This window comes from Streptomyces sp. NPDC050528 (assembly GCF_044457795.1).
In the GTDB taxonomy this organism is placed as follows: Bacteria; Actinomycetota; Actinomycetes; order Streptomycetales; family Streptomycetaceae; genus Streptomyces.
Window position 1 is genome coordinate 1,469,649 of the sequence record NZ_JBITHH010000001.1, and the last position, 19,929, is coordinate 1,489,577.

Annotated in this window: 23 protein-coding genes; 13 read left to right on the forward strand and 10 right to left on the reverse strand. The window is 69.2% G+C overall.

The genetic code is table 11. The features are described 5' to 3' along the window. Positions 1–19: 19 nt before the first annotated feature. From ACIBK4_RS06870 to ACIBK4_RS06915, 10 genes are all read right to left on the reverse strand, one after another. The gene (locus tag ACIBK4_RS06870) at positions 20–430 is read right to left on the reverse strand and encodes a hypothetical protein (protein ID WP_398992752.1); all 411 of its coding nucleotides are present in this window, start codon (positions 428–430) and stop codon (positions 20–22) included. A gap of 33 nt (positions 431–463) precedes the next feature. After that, positions 464–3,595: a glycosyl hydrolase 115 family protein gene (locus ACIBK4_RS06875; RefSeq protein ID WP_398992754.1), complete on the reverse strand. Its 3,132-nt coding sequence runs from the start codon at positions 3,593–3,595 to the stop codon at positions 464–466. A gap of 215 nt (positions 3,596–3,810) precedes the next feature. Beyond that, positions 3,811–5,004 (reverse strand): elongation factor Tu, encoded by a 1,194-nt coding sequence (gene tuf, locus ACIBK4_RS06880; protein WP_019072299.1) that lies wholly within the window; start codon positions 5,002–5,004, stop codon positions 3,811–3,813. 176 nt (positions 5,005–5,180) lie between these two features. Beyond that, on the reverse strand, positions 5,181–7,310 hold the full coding sequence (gene fusA, locus ACIBK4_RS06885) for an elongation factor G (RefSeq protein ID WP_328830998.1): 2,130 nt from the start codon (positions 7,308–7,310) through the stop codon (positions 5,181–5,183). A gap of 39 nt (positions 7,311–7,349) precedes the next feature. Beyond that, complete coding sequence (gene rpsG / locus ACIBK4_RS06890) at positions 7,350–7,820, reverse strand: 30S ribosomal protein S7 (RefSeq protein WP_005481264.1); 471 nt, start codon at positions 7,818–7,820, stop codon at positions 7,350–7,352. A gap of 3 nt (positions 7,821–7,823) precedes the next feature. Beyond that, positions 7,824–8,195, reverse strand: coding sequence for a 30S ribosomal protein S12 (gene rpsL, locus ACIBK4_RS06895; protein ID WP_003948652.1), 372 nt, complete (start codon positions 8,193–8,195; stop codon positions 7,824–7,826). A 390-nt stretch (positions 8,196–8,585) separates the two neighbouring features. Next, a complete protein-coding gene (locus ACIBK4_RS06900) occupies positions 8,586–9,143 on the reverse strand; it encodes a DUF1707 and DUF4190 domain-containing protein (protein WP_398992757.1) in 558 nt (185 codons plus the stop codon). Positions 9,144–9,311: 168 nt separating this feature from the next. After that, positions 9,312–9,521 (reverse strand): hypothetical protein, encoded by a 210-nt coding sequence (locus ACIBK4_RS06905; protein ID WP_398992759.1) that lies wholly within the window; start codon positions 9,519–9,521, stop codon positions 9,312–9,314. After that, on the reverse strand, positions 9,518–10,189 hold the full coding sequence (locus tag ACIBK4_RS06910; protein WP_398992761.1) for a hypothetical protein: 672 nt from the start codon (positions 10,187–10,189) through the stop codon (positions 9,518–9,520). Before ACIBK4_RS06910 ends, ACIBK4_RS06905 begins: the two co-directional genes overlap by 4 nt. Beyond that, a complete protein-coding gene (locus ACIBK4_RS06915) occupies positions 10,182–10,805 on the reverse strand; it encodes a WhiB family transcriptional regulator (protein WP_398992762.1) in 624 nt (207 codons plus the stop codon). The genes ACIBK4_RS06910 and ACIBK4_RS06915 overlap by 8 nt, the downstream gene beginning before the upstream one ends. Before the next feature lie 217 nt (positions 10,806–11,022). On the opposite strand from ACIBK4_RS06915, the gene ACIBK4_RS06920 reads away from it, so the two are divergent. From ACIBK4_RS06920 to ACIBK4_RS06980, 13 genes are all read left to right on the forward strand, one after another. Further along, entirely contained in the window at positions 11,023–11,538 is a 516-nt protein-coding gene (locus tag ACIBK4_RS06920; protein ID WP_398992763.1) for a helix-turn-helix domain-containing protein, read from the forward strand. A gap of 874 nt (positions 11,539–12,412) precedes the next feature. Next, positions 12,413–12,622 (forward strand): hypothetical protein, encoded by a 210-nt coding sequence (locus ACIBK4_RS06925; protein ID WP_266860972.1) that lies wholly within the window; start codon positions 12,413–12,415, stop codon positions 12,620–12,622. Positions 12,623–12,707: 85 nt separating this feature from the next. Then, positions 12,708–13,088 carry a phage holin family protein gene (locus ACIBK4_RS06930; RefSeq protein WP_398992765.1) on the forward strand — a complete coding sequence of 127 codons (381 nt, stop codon included), beginning with the start codon at positions 12,708–12,710 and terminating at the stop codon, positions 13,086–13,088. 339 nt (positions 13,089–13,427) lie between these two features. Next, the gene (locus ACIBK4_RS06935; protein WP_398992767.1) at positions 13,428–13,838 is read left to right on the forward strand and encodes a hypothetical protein; all 411 of its coding nucleotides are present in this window, start codon (positions 13,428–13,430) and stop codon (positions 13,836–13,838) included. A gap of 94 nt (positions 13,839–13,932) precedes the next feature. Beyond that, positions 13,933–14,511 carry a phage tail protein gene (locus ACIBK4_RS06940; protein WP_398992769.1) on the forward strand — a complete coding sequence of 193 codons (579 nt, stop codon included), beginning with the start codon at positions 13,933–13,935 and terminating at the stop codon, positions 14,509–14,511. 101 nt (positions 14,512–14,612) lie between these two features. Continuing rightward, positions 14,613–14,903, forward strand: a complete 291-nt coding sequence (locus ACIBK4_RS06945) for a hypothetical protein (RefSeq protein WP_398992771.1) — start codon at positions 14,613–14,615, stop codon at positions 14,901–14,903. A 65-nt stretch (positions 14,904–14,968) separates the two neighbouring features. Beyond that, on the forward strand, positions 14,969–15,319 hold the full coding sequence (locus ACIBK4_RS06950; protein ID WP_398992994.1) for a hypothetical protein: 351 nt from the start codon (positions 14,969–14,971) through the stop codon (positions 15,317–15,319). A gap of 137 nt (positions 15,320–15,456) precedes the next feature. After that, a complete protein-coding gene (locus tag ACIBK4_RS06955; RefSeq protein ID WP_398992773.1) occupies positions 15,457–16,107 on the forward strand; it encodes a hypothetical protein in 651 nt (216 codons plus the stop codon). 148 nt (positions 16,108–16,255) lie between these two features. Next, a complete protein-coding gene (locus ACIBK4_RS06960) occupies positions 16,256–16,585 on the forward strand; it encodes a hypothetical protein (protein ID WP_398992775.1) in 330 nt (109 codons plus the stop codon). Between the two features lie 90 nt (positions 16,586–16,675). Beyond that, positions 16,676–17,509, forward strand: a complete 834-nt coding sequence (locus ACIBK4_RS06965; RefSeq protein WP_398992777.1) for a hypothetical protein — start codon at positions 16,676–16,678, stop codon at positions 17,507–17,509. Positions 17,510–17,645: 136 nt separating this feature from the next. Then, a complete protein-coding gene (locus tag ACIBK4_RS06970) occupies positions 17,646–18,077 on the forward strand; it encodes a DUF3592 domain-containing protein (protein ID WP_398992779.1) in 432 nt (143 codons plus the stop codon). Between the two features lie 111 nt (positions 18,078–18,188). Further along, positions 18,189–18,794 (forward strand): hypothetical protein, encoded by a 606-nt coding sequence (locus ACIBK4_RS06975; protein WP_398992781.1) that lies wholly within the window; start codon positions 18,189–18,191, stop codon positions 18,792–18,794. Positions 18,795–18,825: 31 nt separating this feature from the next. Beyond that, positions 18,826–19,884, forward strand: a complete 1,059-nt coding sequence (locus tag ACIBK4_RS06980) for a hypothetical protein (RefSeq protein WP_398992783.1) — start codon at positions 18,826–18,828, stop codon at positions 19,882–19,884. Positions 19,885–19,929: the final 45 nt, after the last annotated feature.

A 19,929-nucleotide genomic window follows, 5' to 3' on the forward strand; every position in this document is an offset into this window, starting at 1 on the left:
CCGCCGCCCCGCTCCGGCCTCAGTACGTGTCCAGCGACGACTGCCGCCGCACCGCCGACCCCACCGCCAGATCCGTACTCGTCAGCACCGCGTTCCCGCTCCGCAACGCGTCCTTCTCCGCGCCCAACCGGTCCATCAGGTTCTTCACCTGGTCCGCCCACGCCCCGTGCGCCTTCTTCAGGGCCGCCGAAGTGACCCACCCCTCCCCGTCCTTCGCGGCGAACTCCCGTACGGCGGCGCCGTTTTCGTCGTCCGCCCACCGCCCCGCCGCACGCGTGCCGGGCTCGATGTGGTCCTCGATCGCCCGCGCCGCAGCGCGTTTCTCCCCCGGCGACGAAGCCAGGTCCCGTCCCCGCGCCGACACTCCCGGGACACTCGGCACCCCCGAAACGTCCAGCACACCCGGCACGCCACCCGAAACGCCCGTCACGCCCACCCGTCACCCTCCGCGCTCAACCACGGGCTACACCCGCCGGCTCTCCAACGGCCCCAGGTACAGCGCCGGCAGACCCCCCGTGTCGATCACGAGCCGCTGCAGCACCACCGTCGGGTCCACCATCCAGAACCTCAACCGGTGGACCCCGGCCTTCGTCACGGAGTGTTTCGTCGCCGTCGCGTTGACGTTGTCGGAGGTGTTACGGGCCCACACCGCGTTCAACAGCCCGTCATCTGCACCGATGTTGATGTCGACGGTCTCGATCGGGCCGTCGTCGAGAGAGATGCCGTAGCGCAGACCACCCGTCGGCAACGCAGGGTTACGAGGGGACAGGTACGCCCACACCGTCACCTCGCCCCCGGAAGGCGCCGCCACCAGACTCACCTCGTACTCCAGCCTCGGCGAGTCCACCCCACCCGGCGTCTGCCTGGGCAGCGTCACCGGCCACGGCGTCATCCCCGCCCCGGCCGCCCCCGTACGACCCGTACGACCCGTACGACCCCGACCGGTACTCCCCGTACTCCCCGTCCGCCCGATGCCCTCGATACGACGCCACCCACCAACCGCCCGGTCATAGTGCTCCCCGTCGATCGCCACGTACCCGCCCGCCTCCACGAACCCCCGCAGCCCCCGCCCCGACGGCTTCTCGGCAACGCACCCGACCGTCACCGATCCCCCGGCCCCGGTCACCGTCAACTCCCCCTCGAACCGCCCGACCGGCACCCGCGCCCAGTCCACCCCCACCTCCACCCGCACCTGCTGCTCAACCCGCCCCCGCGCCCGTTCCACCACCAACCACGGCACCGACACGTCAATCCGGTAATCGAAAGCCATACGACCTCGGTTGAACACCTCGACGAACTGCTGCGGCCGCGTCTGATACGGACTGAATGCCGGGAGTACGGCCGCACCCGTCTCAGCAGGCCACGCCCCCTCCGAACCATCCACCGCCACCCCCAACCCCGCCCCCACCGGCACTTCAATCCGCCGCACCGCCGGAAACAACACATCCGGCAACGCCACGTTGTCCTTCTCCGGCTGCTGCCACCCGGCATTGGGCCCGTACCGCTCCACATCCCCGTAGTCGATGTGCGGCTGGGTCTGGAACCCCCGCCATTTCCCGCCCGCCACAACGGAGTTGAAGCGCTCGGCCAACGCGAAGTCCCGTTCCAGCCCCGCCTCCGCCTCCGCCGCGAGGTCGTTCGTCGCGGCCCGGCCCTGCGCCGCGTAGAGCAGGTTCGTGAACTCGGCCGACCTCAGCCCGTACAGATTGGCGGTCGCCTGCACCTCGTACCCGACGAGTTCGAACCACGCGTCCCGCACCCCGGCCGGCAACCGTCGCCCGATCCGCTCGGCCCGCCGCCCCAGTTCCCGCCACTCCTCAGTGACCCGCTCCAACTCCCGGTGCCCGAAGGCGAAGGGGGTCTGCTGATCGTCGTAGACCACCTGCCCGTCGACGAGAGTGATCCGCCGGTTCAGCAGCTCCGGCTTGCGGCGGGCCTGCAACTGCCCATAAGCCGCCAGCACCGAGGCAATCTCATCGGCCTGCCCCGCCCCGAAGTTCTGCCGCGCGTACCGAAGTTCCCACTCACCGATCTCCCCGAGATCCCAACTCTCGGGATCCCACGCGTAGTTGAGGAAGAACTCGGTCGGCAGCTCGTTCCCCTTCAGGTCGCCCACATTCGCGACCCACAACCCACGATTCCCGTACGCGTACGCCGCGTGCAACTGCTCCCACACGTTCCGCAGGTTCGCGGTGTCCACCCACTTGTAGTTCCGCCCGGCACCCACGTAATCGAAGTGGTAGTACAGGCCATAACCCCCGGCCCGCTCTCCATCCCCTACATCCGGATGCTTACGGATGTTCCCCCAGTTGTCGTCCGTAAGGACCACCGTCACATCACCCGGCGCCCTCAACCCCCGGTCCCAGTACCGCTGCACCTCCTTGTACAACGTCCACACCTGCGGAGTCTCCGCCGCCGGCCGCCCCGTCACCTCCTCGATGATCTGCCGCTGCGCCGCGATGATCTCCTGCATCAGCTCGATGCCGTCGCCGTCCGGGAGGCTCGTGTCACCGTTCCCGCGCATGCCCAGCGTGACGACACCCTCGAACCCCTGGTCGACCATCCGCTGCACACCGGCCCGCCAATAGGCCCGTATCGCCGAGGAGTTGAGCCGATACGACCACTCCCCCGTCCCGCCGTACGGATCATGCCCCGGCGTCACGATCGCACCCGAAGAGTCCCGGACGGCGGCCACCGCATGCCGGTTCCACTCCTCGATCCCCCGCATCATCGGCGCCTCGTGCGACGTGCCCATGACAATCCCGTACTCCGCAGCCCGCCGATGGTTCTCCGGGTCGTCCTCCGCGAAGGCCCGCCCCCACACCGCCGGCCAGAGGTAGTTCCCCTTCAGCCGCAGCAGCACCTCGAAGACCCGGCCGTAGAAGTCCGCGGTGAAGCCCCCCGGATACCCCGGCGCCTTCCCCGGCCCGAAGTACGCGGGCGCCCACGTCCCCAGCGCCGGATTCTCGTCGTTGATGAAGAAGCCGCGGTACTTCACCACCGGCGTCCCCTGCGAGTACCGCCCGGGCCGCACCCACACCTCATCCCGCCGCGTCGGCGGTACGTCGTCCCACCAGTGCCAGGGCGAGACCCCGATGCCGTACGAGACGTCGTAGGCACCGAAGATCGTGCCGCGCGGGTCGCTCCCCGCGATGACGAACGCCCGCTCCACCCCCGGCATCGGCCGCTCGACCACCGTCTGCAGCGAGGTCTCCCACCGGCCCCGCACCCCGGAGACGTCCAGTTTCCCGGCGGCCACCAAGCCGTCGATCAGTGCGCTGCGCCCGATCGTGCCGACCAGCACCACCTCACGCGCATGCGCGAGCGCGTTCCCGGGGCGTACGCCGGTGACGCGTTCGATGTCGTCCCTCAGGTCCCCTGCTACCCGTACGACTCCCGGGTGATCATCAGGGTCCACCACGACCGGGGCGCCGACGAGGGGAAACGCACCCGTAGTACGCGAGAAGGAGATGTACGCACCCGCGTCCACAGACCCCGGTGTCGACGTCGACGTCGGCAAGGTCGCCCCCGACACCACCGGCACCGCGGCAACTCCCGCCCCCAGAACGGCTCTTCGGCTCACGCGCTCGCCCATGACTCATCCCTCCGAAGCGAATTTGCTCAGCGGCATGACAAATGGTGGGACGAGTGGAGGGAGGGGACAACGGGTCGTACGCGCCGAATAGTTTCGTAACAGCGGGCCGGGAGCGGCGGGTACGACAAAGGGGCCCGTACGACCGAAGTCGTACGGGCCCCTTCGAGACCTACCAGTCAGAGACCGGTCGGATCAGCCAAGACAAGCAGCCAAGACTACTTGTTGATCTTGGTGACCTGGCCGGCGCCCACCGTGCGGCCACCCTCACGGATGGCGAACTTCAGGCCCTCTTCCATGGCGACGGGCTGGATGAGCGAAACCGTCATCTCAGTGTTGTCGCCCGGCATGACCATCTCGGTGCCCTCGGGGAGGGTCACGACGCCGGTCACGTCCGTGGTGCGGAAGTAGAACTGGGGACGGTAGTTGTTGAAGAACGGCGTGTGACGGCCACCCTCGTCCTTGGACAGGATGTACGCCTGGGCCTCGAACTCCGTGTGCGGGGTGACCGAGCCGGGCTTGATGATGACCTGGCCGCGCTCGACGTCCTCGCGCTTGATGCCACGGAGGAGCAGGCCGACGTTCTCGCCAGCCTGGCCCTCGTCGAGCAGCTTGCGGAACATCTCGATGCCGGTGACCGTGGTGGTGGTCTTCTCCTGCTTGATGCCGATGATGTCAACGGTCTCGTTGACCTTCAGGACACCACGCTCGATACGGCCGGTGACGACCGTACCGCGACCGGTGATCGTGAAGACGTCCTCGACGGGCATGAGGAACGGCTTGTCGACGTCACGCTCGGGGGTCGGGATCGACTCGTCGACGGCGGCCATCAGGTCGAGGACCGTCTGGCCCCACTCCTTGTCGCCCTCGAGAGCCTTGAGCGCCGAGACCTTGACGACCGGAAGGTCGTCGCCCGGGAACTCGTACTCGGAGAGGAGCTCACGGACCTCGAGCTCGACGAGCTCCAGGATCTCCTCGTCGTCCACCATGTCGGCCTTGTTCAGGGCGACGACGATGTACGGAACGCCGACCTGGCGGGCCAGGAGCACGTGCTCCTTGGTCTGCGGCATCGGGCCGTCGGTGGCGGCGACCACGAGGATCGCGCCGTCCATCTGCGCGGCACCCGTGATCATGTTCTTGATGTAGTCCGCGTGACCGGGGCAGTCGACGTGGGCGTAGTGACGCGTCTCGGTCTGGTACTCGACGTGCGCGATCGAGATCGTGATACCGCGCTGGCGCTCCTCAGGAGCCTTGTCGATCTGGTCGAAGGCCGAGGCCTCGTTCAGGTCCGGGTACGCGTCGTGCAGCACCTTGGTAATGGCGGCCGTGAGGGTCGTCTTACCGTGGTCGATGTGACCGATGGTGCCGATGTTGACGTGCGGCTTAGTCCGCTCGAACTTCGCCTTCGCCACTGGGTCCTCCTGTGGAGTGGTTCTGGTACGCCTTACTCATCGGCGCCAGGTGATCTTTGCTGGGATGCCGCCCGCCGGGGTTCTGATCCCGGTTTCCGGGGACGATCTCTCGTCCCGCTGCCGGTCTTCGGACCCCGGCGGTCGGTGTCAAGCCTAAAGCGTGCAAACGGTGTGTGTTACTCGCCCTTGGCCTTCGCGATGATCTCCTCGGCGACGTTCCGGGGAACCTCGGCGTAGGAGTCGAACTGCATCGAGTAGCTTGCGCGACCCGAGGTCTTGCTGCGGAGGTCGCCGACGTAGCCGAACATCTCCGAGAGGGGCACGAGGCCCTTCACGACGCGTGCACCGGCACGCTCCTCCATGGCCTGGATCTGGCCACGGCGGGAGTTGATGTCGCCGATCACGTCACCCATGTAGTCCTCGGGCGTGGTGACCTCGACGGCCATCATCGGCTCAAGGAGCACGGGGCTGGCCTTGCGGGCAGCCTCCTTGAACGCCTGCGAACCGGCGATCTTGAAGGCGAGCTCGGAGGAGTCGACCTCGTGGTAGGCACCGTCGAGCAGCGTGATGCGGACGCCCGTCATCTCGTACCCGGCGAGGATGCCGAACTGCATGGCCTCCTGCGCACCGGCGTCCACCGACGGGATGTACTCCCGCGGGATACGGCCACCGGTGACCTTGTTCACGAACTCGTACGCCGGACCGTCGGCCTCGGTGATGGGCTCGATCGCGATCTGCACCTTGGCGAACTGACCGGTACCACCGGTCTGCTTCTTGTGGGTGTAGTCCACGCGCTCGACGGCCTTGCGGATCGTCTCACGGTACGCGACCTGCGGCTTACCGACGTTGGCCTCGACCTTGAACTCACGGCGCATACGGTCGACCAGCACCTCGAGGTGCAGCTCGCCCATACCGCCGATGATGGTCTGGCCGGTCTCCTCGTCCGAGTGAACCTGGAAGGAGGGGTCCTCCTCCGCGAGACGCTGGATGGCTACACCCAGCTTCTCCTGGTCACCCTTGGACTTGGGCTCGATGGCGACCTGAATGACCGGCGCCGGGAAGTCCATGGACTCCAGGATGACCGGGTTCTTGTCGTCGGACAGCGTCTCACCGGTGGTGGTCTGCTTCAGGCCCATGACGGCGACGATGTCGCCGGCGCCCACCGACTCGATCTCCTCACGCTTGTTCGCGTGCATACGGTAGATCTTGCCGATGCGCTCCTTCTTGCCCTTGACCGAGTTCAGCACAGCCGAACCCGCCTCCAGGCGGCCCGAGTAGACCCGGACGAAGGTGAGCTTGCCCAGGTGCGGGTCGCTCATGATCTTGAACGCGAGCGCGGACAGCGGCTCGTCCACGGACGGCTTGCGCTTGACGACGACCTCGGGGTCCTTGACGTCGTGGCCCTCGATGGCCTCGACGTCCAGGGGGGTCGGCAGGTAGCGCACGACCGCGTCGAGCAGGGGCTGGACGCCCTTGTTCTTGAACGCGGTGCCACAGAACACCGGGGTGACCGTGACGCCCTTGGACTTGCCGGACGCGATGGTGACGCGGCGGATCGCGGCGTACAGCTGCTCCTCGGTGGGCTCGACGCCCTCCAGGAACAGCTCCATGATCTCGTCGTCGTTCTCGGCGACGGCCTCGACCAGCTTGCCGCGGTACTCCTCGGCCGCCTCGGCGTGCGTGGCCGGGATGTCGACGACGTCGTACATCTCGCCCTTCGCCGCCTCGGCGGACCACACGAGCGCCTTCATGCGGACCAGGTCCACAACGCCCTTGAAGTCCATCTCGGCACCGATCGGCAGCTGCATGATCAGCGGAACCGCACCGAGGCGGTCCTTGATCATGTCGACGCAGCGGTGGAACTCCGCGCCGGTCCGGTCGAGCTTGTTCACGAAGCAGATGCGCGGCACGCCGTAACGGTCGGCCTGACGCCACACCGTCTCGGACTGCGGCTCGACACCGGCGACACCGTCGAACACCGTGACGGCACCGTCGAGGACGCGCAGCGAACGCTCCACCTCGACGGTGAAGTCGACGTGCCCCGGGGTGTCGATGATGTTGATGGTGTAGTCGTCGTCCTCAAGCGGCCAGTGACAGGTGGTGGCAGCAGAGGTGATCGTGATGCCACGCTCCTGCTCCTGCTCCATCCAGTCCATGGTGGCGGCGCCGTCGTGGACTTCACCGATCTTGTAGCTGACGCCGGTGTAGAAGAGGATCCGCTCAGTGGTGGTCGTCTTGCCCGCGTCGATGTGGGCCATGATCCCGATGTTGCGGACCTTGGCCAGGTCAAGTGAAGTGGTAGCCATAAGGCTTCAGTCTTCTCTCGGTCTCGATGGGGTCTGCGACTACCAGCGGTAGTGCGCGAAGGCCTTGTTGGACTCGGCCATCTTGTGGGTGTCCTCGCGCTTCTTGACGGCCGCACCGAGGCCGTTCGAAGCGTCGAGAAGCTCGTTGAGCAGACGCTCGGTCATGGTCTTCTCGCGACGGGCGCGGGAGTAACCGACCAGCCAGCGCAGCGCGAGCGTGTTGGCGCGACCGGGCTTGACCTCGATCGGAACCTGGTACGTCGCACCGCCGACGCGGCGGGACTTGACCTCAAGCGTGGGCTTGATGTTCTCCAGCGCGCGCTTCAGCGTGATGACCGGGTCGTTGCTGGTCTTCTCGCGCAGGCCCTCCATGGCGCCGTACACGATGCGCTCGGCGGTGGAGCGCTTGCCGTTCAGCAGCACCTTGTTGATCAGGGAGGTGACAAGAGGAGAACCGTAGACCGGGTCGATGATGACCGGGCGCTTCGGGGCGGGGCCCTTACGAGGCATTTTCTACTTCTCCTTCTTGGCGCCGTAGCGGCTGCGGGCCTGCTTGCGGTTCTTCACACCCTGGGTGTCAAGCGAACCGCGGATGATCTTGTAGCGAACACCGGGCAGGTCCTTCACACGGCCGCCGCGCACGAGCACGATGGAGTGCTCCTGCAGGTTGTGTCCCTCACCCGGAATGTAAGCGGTGACCTCGATCCCGCTGGTCAGACGCACACGCGCGACCTTACGCAGGGCCGAGTTCGGCTTCTTCGGGGTGGTCGTGAACACACGCGTGCAGACGCCACGACGCTGAGGGGAACCCTCGAGTGCGGGCGTCTTGTTCTTCTCGACCTTGTCCTGCCGGCCCTTCCGGACCAGCTGCTGGATCGTAGGCACTACTTCTCCGGTTTCTGTGTGCCGATGGTGAAGCTAACCTGGAACGTCGCCGACCCACGCGGTCGGGTGTGTCGAATCCCGCAGACTTTCGCCGGTAAGCAAAAGGGGCGCAGATTGCGGTGGCCAGTGTCGGCTCCCTTAGTGCGGTTCAAGGCACGCACGAGAGCCAGGGCACACCCCAGGCACAAGGTCTGAGCGTACCTACCTCATTCGCTGCGGTCAAAACAAATGGGTGCCACCCACGGCTCGACAGGAACCAAGCCGAAGCCGAGCCTCGTCCGCGATCTTCGAATCTACGGCTCGGAGCTCACGGATCCACGGTACGGGAGCGCTCAGGTGAAGCTCGCCGGTACGGGAACCGTCAGGTGGAACCAGCCGGTACGGGAACCGTCACGTAGAGCTCGCCGTCGCCGCGATCATCAGGAGGAGCATCAGAGCCCAGCCCGTCACCGCGAGCCAGCCGAAGATCAGGCCGGTGAGGGCGAGGCCGTCGCCGCCCTCGTCGGTTCGCTGTATTTCCGCGCGGGCGGTGTGGCCGAGGATCACCGCGGGGATGCCGGTGAGGCCCAGGGTCGGCACGATGAGCAGTCCGCAGACCAGCGAACCGACCGCCTTGCCGTTGGTCGGCGGCACCGGGCGCGGCAGGAACGTCGGCGGCACCGGCCGGAACCCTGGCGGCGGTGCCTGGACGGCGGGCAGCACCTGCGGACCCTGCGGCAGATCGGCGACCAGAAGCATCAACTCGCCCACCGTACGGGCGTCGTAGGCCCGGGCGACCCGCTTCTCCAGCTCGTCCTCCCGCAGCCGCCCCTCGGCGAAACCGGCCCGGAGAACGTCCACGGTCCGCTCCCGGTCCGCCGTCGCGGCCAGCATCGACGCCCCGTTCGGTCCCTGGGGCGGCTGGTGCGGTCCCTGCCACTGCCCCTGCCACGGTGTCGGGTACGACACGGAACACCTCCCCCGGCGCCGGAGACCGAATGCCTCCATGATGCTCCAACGCACCGAAAACGGCACGGGTTCCCCACCGATACCGAAAGAGGTCGGCCACCCCCGCCCCCCGTACAGATCCCTGAACCCCCTATAGAGGGGAGCGGGGTGGCCCTCCACCGCCGTCCCTCAACGTGCCCGGCGACCGCCCCCGGCGGCACGTTCCGCCGCGAACACGTCCTCCAGCCGGAACAGTTGGGCCCGCCCCGCCTTGCCGACCGGCGTCAGACGCCCGAGCTGAACCCACTTGCGAATCGTGGCGGGCGCGACCCCGGCCTCCTGCGCGGCGAGCGGCCCGGGAATCAGCGTCGGCAGTCCGCCCCCGGTGAATGTCGTCATCGCTCCCACTCCCCCTCGTCCCAGGTGTGCCGGTAGGCCGGATCGTCGTGACAGCCGCAGTCCGGCAACGAGCAACGGCACGCCGGGTTCACACAGAGCACCGCCCCCCGGTCCGGGAACGCCCGCAACGACACCGAGTCGCACCAGGGGCAACGCCCCGACACCCGTACGACCGTCTCGGTGTCCCCCAGCGCACGCGCACAGCGCCGAGCCATCCGCCGCGTCTCGTCCCGTACATGCGCGGCGAGTACGGCATCGCCGGCCACCTCGTCGAGCAGTCCGGCGATCCGCCGCAACCGCTCGGGCACGGACGCCCGCCGCACACGAGCCAGCCCGAGCCGCTCCCGCACGGCCTCTTCCAGTTCTACGACGCCGTCGGTGATGTCCCGGATCGTGTCGGAGATGTGCAGGCGCAGCGGGGCCGCGCTGTGGCCGGGGGCGACGAGTCCGTGCCGTTGTTCCAGGAGAAGGGCCTCCGCACGTTCCTCGCGAAGCCGGTCGGCGAGGTCGGCCGGGGGCGGCAGGGCGAGTGCGCGGCGGGCCGGCGAGGTGCGGCCGGGGGCGAGTTCGACGCCGAGTTCGGGGAACTGCTGGAGCAGCGTGCCGATCCAGAGCGCGGCCTGTGTGGTCGGGTCCGCCGCGGCGGACCCCGGACTCGGATCAGGCAAGGGAGCCTCCCCGCGAAGCGTGCGTGGTCGACAGCGCAGGCCGCACCGACCGGGCCGACCGGGCAGTTGGGGCCGCCAGGGCGATCAGGCCGGTCCGTGCAGTCGGCACAGCCGAGGCGGTCAGGCCAGTCCGCACGGCCGGCGCAGCCGAGGCGGTCAGAGCAGCCGAAGTAATCGGGGTCGTCGGCGCGGTCAGGACGGTCGGCGCAGCCGGAGCGGTCGGCACGGTCAGGGCGGTCGGAGCGGTCGGAGCGGTCGGAGTGGTCGGAGTGGTCGGGGCAGCCGGAGCGGTCGGCACGGTCGGGACGGTCAGGGCAGCCGAGGCGGCCGGTCCGGTCGGCGCGGTCGGCATGAGGTGCGCGGGGATCTCGACCGGGCGCCCGGAGCGGTAGAGACGGCCGCCGCAGACGCCGTCGAACCAGTTGTCGGCCGGCGCGACGATCCGCTCGCACTCCCGCCGTACCGGGCAGCGGGCGCAGGCCCGCAGGACCGGGGCGGCCTCCTTGACCTTCTTGGAGAAGACCGCCTTGGGCGGGAGGCCGGCGCAGGCGGCGGTCCGCGCGGTCTGCCGGTCCGGCCGGCGGTCCGATGGGCAGGAGGAACTGGCTTCGGGCATGGAGCCTCCCTGGCGACGTGAACGAGTCATGCGAAGCGAAGCCCCAACCCTTACAGATTGCGTGCGCGCTCGCAATGCATATGCCAAACTCCCGGCACCCACTCCACGCCCAACACCCCTGCATGGCAACGATTTTCCTCACTAATTGCACGCATGCACGTAATTCCGCGCGCGCAAGCAAGCTAAACTCGCCCCATCCAGAAGAAAGCGAGCAGACATGACCACCCAGGATCTGGACGCGTTCGCGGCGTGGGTCGAGGCCCTGATGCGCGACCGCGGCTACGACATCGACAGCCCGCGCGGCGGCGGCAAGTCCCGGATCGCGGACGAGGCGGGTGTCCACCGCGCCGCCGTCACCCGTCTGCTGCAGCGCCAGAGCATGCCGGACCTGGAGACCACACGCAGGCTCGCCCGCGTACTGGGCGTGCCGGTCCGCGACATGCTCATCCGCTCCGGCCGGCTAACCGCGGAGGAACTGGCCGACCCCCACGACCACTTGGCCTCCCCCGCACCCGGCACCGAGTTCGGCCGCCGCCCCACCCTTGAGGAGGTCGCGGACCTGCTGGGGGTGCCGGCCGACCGACGGGAGATGTTCGTCAAGGTGGTGGAACAGTTCCTGCCGAGCGAAACCGAGGTCGAGATCAAGGCCGCAACGGCGAGGCAGGGTCACGGTCGCGCGGGCGCGCGGATTCCGGCGGAAGCGGCAACGGGGACGTCCCTGAGCGCGGACTGACCCTCACCGGCGGTACGTCATCGCACGGCACGTACAGCAGACGGAGCAGGCACGGCACCCGTGGGCCGACGGGTGCACCAGGTTCCAGGTCACCGTGGACCAGCCCCTCCCCCCACTCGCCCCCCACCACCAACTCCCCGTTTCCCCCGCGCACTTGAGCCGCCGCCGATGTGGCAGGCCAGGCCGTACGGACACCGCGCACTCGTACGGGCCCCGGCTCGGCGAGGCCCTGGCGTCCGTTCGTCCCGCTCGCCGCTCTCCTCCCGCTCCTCCCCCGGGCCCGGTCCGAGAGCCGGGGGCGGTCCTCGTCCCGGGCGCCCTGCGGTTCGGACGGTTCCCGCGGGCGGCGACCCTTGTCCCGTACGGGGTCGGCCGCGGGCTCGGGTGCCGGCTCGTCGTCGTACGACGGTTCGGCCCCCGGTGCGACAGCGCCTCACCCTCGTCGCCCCGCACCGGCACCCCGTCCGCCGCCGACCGTTCCCGCTCACCCCGCTCCTCTACCCGCGCAACTTCCGAGGGTGGACTGGTCCGGCGTGGTCCGCGGTCGGCGCGGGCGTCTTCGTGGCCCTGGAGAATCGCATGCTCGTGCCGCGCGTCGCTCGCGTCCGCATCCACCCCGTAAGCCTTGCTCTCGTCCCCTGCCCCAGCGCGCACCCCCGCGCGAGGACGGGCGGACCCTGTTTCACCAACCTGGCGGAACTTCCACCGGATTCCGCATCACCGCAGGTCCGGACCACGAGCGACAGAGACTCCTCGGCAAACCCAGGACGGCACCACAGGATCACTCGTACACTAGTTCGAACACGCGTTTCGGGCGCCCCCGGAGCGCCTCCCGCACCACCAGCCCAGCGGACAGATCGGAAAGCAGGCCGACATGGCGACAGCTGACACGAGCAATCCCCCGGAGCAGCCGACCGACACCTACACGCGCCTCGCCCGCCTCCTGCACGCCCCCGGCTCCGGCCGCACGGCCCTGCTCGACCAGGTGTACGAGGAGCTGCTCACCCGGGAGTCGCGTGCGTACGCCGCCGGCTGGACGGACGCGCTGACGGAGGCGCGGCGGGCGCGTTCGGGCCGCCGGTAAGGGAGTTGCCCGTGCGCCACCCCTGAGCACGCGTCCGCGGTACGGCATACACTGCCGATCTTCTTTCTGCGACTGGGGGATCGCCTTGAGGGGCAGACGAATACTGGGCACGTACCTGGGAGTGGCGCTCGCCGCCGCCCTGTTGTCGGGCATCCACGCGCTGGGCGATTCACGTCTGTTCGACGCGCTCGTGGCCGGCATCGTCTTCACCGCCGTGAACCAGCTGATCTACTCCTACCCCGACGACATCAGGGGCGCCCACCCGATCGTGCTGCTGGCCCTGGGCGCGGTCGGCATCGTCCAGGACACCCTGATCTGGCTGCTCGTCTCCTGGCTCAGCGGCAAGATGGGCGACGGCCTGCACGTCGACGGCTTCCCAACCGCCTTGCTGGGCGGGGTCGTTGTCCGAGCGTCGACCTTCGTCCTGCTGGCACTCGGCCCACGACCGGTCCCGCAGGACTCGTAGCCCGCAGGCCGGCTTCAGTCGACGTACGGGAGCGAGATCGCGGACACCGGACGCCCCGCACGCAACCACCCACCTCACTCCACCCGTTGCCCCGTCACGCCCTCCGGCGCGGCGGGGCAACCGCCGTCCCCGGCACTCACCGACACTCGCCGGCCACCCCGGAACCCAATTGGTTGCGCGCGCGCCCGCAACATGTCACAGTTGGTGCAGCGGCGGAGCTGTGCCTGACACCGGGCCGGCCCCGCCGTTTCGCGTAGCGCGACGGAACCACGGAGCGGCAGAGCTTCCCGCGTTCCCCCGCGACAACCCGCCCGCCCCCGCTCGAAGGGAGGCCGCACCTTGGCCGATCCGACGGTCACCTTCCCGGATGTCGAACGACTCGTCGTCGACTTCCTGACCGACCGCACCGAACTCGCCGCCGCGACCGTGGACAACGTCCCGCCCGCCGGATTCGACGGCACCCAGCCGGTCGTCCTGGTCTCCCGCTCCGGCGGGGCCTGGATCGACGACCAGCACCTGGACCAGCCCCTCGTCGACTTCGAGGTCTACGGCCCGACCAAGACCGGCGCCCACACCCTGGCCCTGCTGGTCCGCTCGGCGCTGCTCGCGCTGCGCGGCACGTCGTACGGAACGGCGTACGTCTCCGATGTCGCCGAGGCGGACGGACCGCGCTGGCTGCCCGACTGGAACCGGTCGGCGGCCCATCGCTACTACTCCACGGTGCGGCTGCACATCCGTCCCGCCGCCTGAGCGCCCCTACCCCCTGATCGGGCCCTGCCGTTCGGCGGGGCCTTCGTCATGTCCGGACGCGTCCCGACGCGCCCATCCTCAGAAGGAGTTACCCATGGCAGGCAACAACGCCGGCGAGATCCGCGTCGCCGGAGCCGGTCGCATCCTGGTCGCCCCGGTCGGTACGACCGCGCCGACCGACGTCACCACCGCCTGGGCGGCCGGCTGGAAGGACCTCGGTTACACCTCGGTGGACGGCATCAAGCTGTCCAAGAAGGACAAGCTGGACCCGGTCGAGACCTGGCAGTCGGTCTCCCCGGCCCGCTTCATCTACTCGGACCGCGACCTGACGCTGAAGTTCCAGATGCTCCAGCTCAACGAAGACACGCTGCCCTTCTTCATGGGCGGCGACGCGACCGCGGAGACGGCCACCAGCTCCGGGATCTACAAGTACGACCTGTCCTCCGAGCCGAAGTTCAACGAGAAGGCCCTGGGCGTCGAGTTCACCGACGGTTCCGCCATCACGTACCGCTTCGTCGTCGCCCGCGGCCAGGTCACCGACACCGAGGAGCTGTCGCTCACCCGCACCTCCTCGATCAAGCTCGGCGTCACCTTCACCGCGCTCTCGATCGACAGCACCAAGCCGCTGGCCACCTTCCTGATGAAGGACCCGGCGTACAACGCCGCCTCCTGATCCACCTCTCCTGAGCGGCGGGCGGGGCCGGACACCCTCCCCCGGCCCCCCCCGCCTCCCCCTCCCGGCCCATCTCCCGTACCAGCACAAGGAGTTGCTCCATGGCAAGCTTCGACGTCGGCGCCGCGCGCGCCCAGCGTCAGGAGGCGCTCGGCCGCGCCTGGTCCTTCACCCTCGACGAGGACACCTTCACGCTCCCGACCGAACTGTCCCGCAAGACCGCGCGCACCCTGCGCGAGCTGGACGACAACGACGTGGACGGCCTGCTGCGCGCGCTCATGGGCGATGCCCAGTTCACCCGCTTCGACCGCCACGAGGTCACGATGCAGGACATCGCGGCGATCCTGGAGGCGTACGGCAAGGAGACGGGGCTGGGCCTGGGGGAAGGCTGAGCCTCGGCGTGTTCGTCGACGAACACGCCGAGGCCCTCGAAGCGGATCTGCTCCGCCACTACGGCGTGGATCTGCTCGACTGGCACCGCGGCCGGCTCTCCTCCCGCCGGCTCGCGGTACTCGTCAAGCACCTGCCACGGGACAGCGCGACCCTGGACGGCCTGCACGGCGAGGCGGCCCAGTGGTCGGTCACCGACTATCTGCTGGCCTCCGCCGTCGACCAACTCGCCGAGGCGAACTGGATGTTCGCGACGGTCAACCGGGACGAGGACGCCGACCCGCTGGAGTACCCGAAGCCGGTACCGCGCCCGGAAACGCACAACTCGTCCCCCGCGCACGGGACTTCCGCCCCGCCGCCGGACACCGCGACGGAAGACAACCCGAGCCCCGCCGAACTCGCCCGGTTCTTCGCATAGAGGCGAGCAGGGTCGAGCGGAGCCCAGTAGAGCCGAAGCAGGGCCGAGCAGTGCCGATCGGCCCCCGCCGGGCTCCAGGTTCCGCGCCGCCTCGCCCCGTAACAGCCCTTCCCCATCCACGAGTTGGACGCCACCCCATGACCTCCTACACCCCGCTCGGCAACCTGCCCTATCCGACCCCCACCGACACCGCCGACCTCCCCCTGCACCTCCAGTCCCTCGCCGAGGGCATCGACGCCCGCACGGTCCTGCGGTACGCCACCGCCGCCGCACGCGATGCCGCCGTCGCCACTCCGGCAGCGGGGATGGTCGCCTGGCTCACCACGCCCGGCACCCTCAGCTACTACACCGGGACGGCCTGGATCGCCCTCGGCGCCTGGACCACGTACACCCCGGTCTGGACGGCCGCCACGACCAACCCGGCGATCGGCGACGGCACCCTCACCGGCAGGTACGCGGTGGTGGGCAAGGTCTGCCACTTCACCGCGTTCGCCGCGTTCGGGTCCTCGACGACGTACGGGAGCGGCGCTTACGGCCTGAGCCTGCCCGTCGCGACGGGGCCGATCGGCGGTCTGATCCAGTTCAACGGCATGGCGATCAGCGGCGGCGGCCGTGCGCAGATCACCTGCCAGCCCTCGTCCACCAGCGGAGCGACGACGTACACCCTGTGGGGTCCGTCGTCGACCACGTCCTCCGCGATCGCCCAGATCGGCAGCGGCGGACTGTTCGGCGCGGCCTTCGCGAGCGGCCACTTCATCCGGGTCAACGGCACGTACGAGGTGGCCTGACCGGCCCGTTCGCTCCCCTGGCGCTCACAGGCAGCTCATGTATCCTCTCGAAGAGTTATCGTTCACATGTTCGAACGAGGGGTTCGGCAGAGAGACGGCAGTGCGGTCGCCGGCCGGGAACGCGGCCGGCGTGGAGGGTGGGGGTCGCGTGACGAAGGACGACGACGGCATGGCGCGGGGCGGCGGCGAACAGCTCGGTACCGCCGAGCTGCGGCGGGTGCTGACCCGGCAATTGGGGTACGCCCTGCCGGCGGACCTGGTGATCACGACGCGGGCGGAGATCGAGGCCCGCGAATTCACCGCGTACGGCCGGGGGTGGCACGACTGCGTGGAACACCGGCAACAGCACCGCGCCGAGGAAGCCCGCACCGCCCGGGACCCGCAGGCGCAGGTCCTGGCCTTCCCCCGCCAGAAGCAGACATCACCGCCCGCCCCGGCCCGGCGCCCCGCACCGCCGGCGGGTGACGAGCCGTCGTAGCGGCTCGGCCGACCGCGCACGCCGTCGGCCCTTTTTTCTGCCCTCGGCACGCTTGGACGTGCCCAACAGGCCTACCGACAAGGGAACTTCATGGGAAACCTGTGGATCGGTCCGCCCGGCGCCATGGTCGAGATCGACCAGGCCGCCAAGTCCTTCGACCGCACCGCCGACCTCGGTGTCAGTGAGTACAAGTCCATCGGCGGTCGCACCACCCTCACCCGCGATCTCCGTCCGGTACGCCGGCTGAAGCTGGCCTGGGACCTCTTGGCCCCCGCGCACGCGCGCGCCCTGGACCGCATCGCCCGCCGCGTCGACCGCCCGGGTCCGGTGTTCGTCGTCGACCCGGCCGCCGGCAACGTCCTGGCCCCCGCCCAGGCCGCCGGGCTCGGCAGCGCCGGGGCCACCGGGATCACCGGCCTCGCCCAGTGGTTCAAGGTGACGACCGGCGCGGTCACCGAGACCACGGGCGCACCCGGCACCTACCTCTTCACCGCCGCCGACACCACCGGCCTGGTGGCCTGGCGCTGCGTCGACACCGTCGGCAACTTCCCCGCCACCCCCGGCCTCCAGGTGTCCTTCCGCGCCCCGACCGCCATCGCGGCGGTGAGCACCGTCAGCGTGGGCATCGACTTCAAGAAGGCCGACGGCACCTACCTCGGCTCGACCACCGCCACCGGCGCGACCGTCTCCGGCACCGTCCCCGCCGACGCCGCCTACCTCACCCCGACGGCCAAGCCGGGCGCGGCCGGCGCCTACTCGCTCGCGGGCGCGTGTCTGACCTACGGCGGCACGGCGGAAAACGGCGTCCCCGGCGACGGGCTGCCCCCGATGTCGGTCACCAACTACACCGACGCCCCCGGCCGCCCCCTCCCCTACCGCACGATCAGCCTCGACCTCGTCGAGGTGTCCGGCCCGACGGGCTGACAGCACCACCACCGAGATCGCACGCGGCCTCTTCGGCAAGAAGAGCTTCTCCGGGCGTCCCACAAGTCATCGACAGCACACAGCGGTTGCGACATCATGTGGCGACCGGATGCCGACGTGCGACAGGGGGATCGACGTGGCGGGCGCCTTCATCTACGCGCTGATCCTGACCCTCGCGTGCACAGGCCTCGGCGTCGTCACCGTCCACGCTTTCCGCCGTTACCGTGCGTGCCTGCGCCTGAGCACCTCCGGTGTGGCGGCGACGGGACAGTGCACCGCGCTGTCATGGCGCGAGAACCTTGTCTCCGTACGTTTCGCCTACACCCTCGCGGACGGCACGAAGCACCAGGCGGACTCGTTCCGCGTGTCCTCGACATCGTTCTCGCCCGGCAGCACCTTCCCCATCGTGTACGACCCGACGTCTCCGGCCACGGCCGAGGTGACCGATTTCCTGAACGTGGCCACCCGTTCCCACCGGCGCGTCCTCGCGTGGATCGCACCCGTGCTGGCCGGACTCGCCGCCCTCGACGCGTGGCTCACCGCCCAGGTCGTCCTCGCTCTCGCCTGACCCGGCCTCGGCTCTCGTCCGCCGCCGCTTCGCCCCTGACCGGATCCGGTCAGGGGCATTTCCATTGCCCCCTTTTTTTGCATTTTGCCCGTATTCGCACGAGGAGGATTCATGGGAGCGACCTCTCAGCCTTTCGATCCGAACCAAACCCGTCTGGTGGCCGCTCAACAGGCTCAGCAGACGACCAACACCGTGCTCGCGGCGCAGCTTCCGAAGTTGAAGCTGGAACTGATCAAGGACCTCCAGCTCAGCGTGGCGAAGGGAGACTTTCAGGCCACCGCCCTGAGCAGCCAGCTCTTCAAGATGGACCACTCGCTCTTCAAGTGGGACGAGAAGGGCTTCACCTTCGCCGGGCGGCAGATCGGCCCCAACTTCTCGCTGAACGGCGCCTTCCACCGTGATGCCAACGAGCAGGACAAAGAAGACAAGGCCAAACAGAAGCAGGCCGTCCAGAACGCCCTGGACGGTGTGGAGGCCGTACGGGAACAGGTCAAGAACTACGAGACCGAGATCAAACGACACGTCCAGCAGGCCAAGACCCTGGCCGGCCAGGCGCGGGACGACGCCCGCAAAGCGCAGCAGGACGCCGGCCGAGCGGACAACCTGCTGCGCAGCGCCACCAACAGCGCCCAGCGGGCCGCGGGTCAGGCAACCCGGGCCGGCGCGAGCCTGGCCGGGCTCGAACAGCGGGTCAAGCAACTCGAAGGCGTCCTCTGAACCCCCTCCCACCCCAAGGAAATGAGGCATCGTGGGTCTCGCGAATTCACTGAACCAGGCCGCTGCGAGCATGGGCAGATTCCGCACGGCGCTCGGTCAGGCGGCCGGCAGCGTGGGCACCCTGCGTCAGGCCGCCGGCAACGCCGACACCGCCGTGAACAGAATCAAGTCGACGGCCGGACAGGCCACCCCTGCCCTCACCAAGGTCAGGACCGGCACCGACCAGCTCCACACCGCCCTCGGCAAGCTCAAGACGTCCGCGACCAACGCCGACGGCGGCCTCGGCAAGGCCCGCACCGGCACCGACAAGCTCAAGTCCTCCCTGGACAAGCTCAAGTCCGCCGCCAAGGGCGCCCACGGCGAGCTGCAGACCGTCAAGAAGCAGGCCGACGCGGTCGAGACCTCCGTAGGAAAGGCCGCCAAGAACGCCGACAAGGGCGGCAAGTCGATGGGCGGCCTGGGCAAGGGCCTCAAGGGTGCCTCGCTCGCGCAGAAGGGCCTCAACCTGGCCATGTCCGCGAGCCCGTTCGGGCTGGTGATGACGCTGCTGACGCCGCTCATCGCGCAGTTCGTCAACATGGACAAGATCACCGCGGTGCTGCGCAAGGGCGTCGAGTACGCGATGAAGCACATCGGCAGCGCGGTCGGCTCGCTGGTGAAGAGCGCGGGGCCGATGCTGAAGGGCCTCGGCAACGCCATGCTCGCCCCGTGGACCGGCCTCGCCATGGCGCTGAACGCCCTGTTCGGCATCCTGGCCGGCATCCACATCAGCATCCCCGACTGGGTCCCCAAGTACGGCGGACGCGGTTTCTCCTTCCCCCGCCTGAGCGTCCCGGTGCCCCGCCTCGCGGCCGGCGGGGTCGTCCAGGCCCGCACCGGCGGCACCCTCGCCCTCCTCGGCGAGGCCGGTGAACACGAGGCCGTGATCCCGCTCAGCAAGCTGGAACGGATGCTCGGCTCCGGCGGTGGCCTGCGCACCCTCACCGCCGCCGTCGAGAAACTCGCCGATCGACCCGTCGTCGTACAGGTCGACTCGCAGCAGATCGCCCGCGCCGTGTTCCTGGGACAACGGCAGCTCGCCAGGCGGTAGTTCAGCCCCACCCCGCAGTCGGCAGCCCATCCGCTGTCGGCTTTT